This is a genomic window from Priestia sp. P5_B4 (genome assembly GCF_056400385.1).
The window spans coordinates 1-636 of the sequence record NZ_JBFULJ010001414.1; the positions used below are offsets into that span (position 1 = coordinate 1).

At 37.6% G+C, this 636-nt stretch carries 1 protein-coding gene; it reads right to left on the bottom strand.

Annotation, left to right across the window (positions count from 1 at the left end; all coding sequences use genetic code 11):
* A partial coding sequence (locus AC1DRF_RS31305; RefSeq protein ID WP_477742741.1) for a PEP/pyruvate-binding domain-containing protein occupies nucleotides 1-636 on the bottom strand: 636 nt, incomplete at both ends.

Below are 636 nucleotides of genomic sequence, written 5' to 3' on the forward strand. Positions count from 1 at the left end.
ACTTGATTCGTTAAACAAAGCAGCTGTAGTGCTGTTTCATCTGATATGGAAAATTCATTTTTTTCTTTATCCGTTGTCACAGCTTTTGTTATTCCTGTAAAACCTGACACTAGCTTATACTCTTTTAATCCTAGTTCTTTCACTATACTTTTTGTCTGTTTATGAATAATAAATAARTCTGGCGTAACACCACCTGATACGATTCCCTCTCCTAAGCCGTACGCCACGTTAATGACTACTTCATCTTCACTTTCTGTAATAGGATTTACGCTAAAAATCACTCCGGATACATCGGCTTCAACCATTCCTTGTACAAGGACACCCATCTGGGGATTAGAAAGCGAAATTTCTTTATCTTCGGCGTACGCTTGAACAACGGATGAAAAATAAGAAGCCCAGCATTTTTTTATACTTGTCAAAAGTTCTTCTCTGTTTCTTACGTTTAATATTGTTTCATACTGTCCGGCAAAAGACGCATTCTCCAAATCTTCAAGTGCGGAAGAAGATCTTACGGCTACGGCTTTTACACCAGCACCTTGAATATTGGCATACGAAGAAACAATTTCTTTTTGCAAAGCTAAAGGAAACGTGCCGCTTTGAATCTTCTTTTCTATGACGCTGCTATCTTTTGCTTTT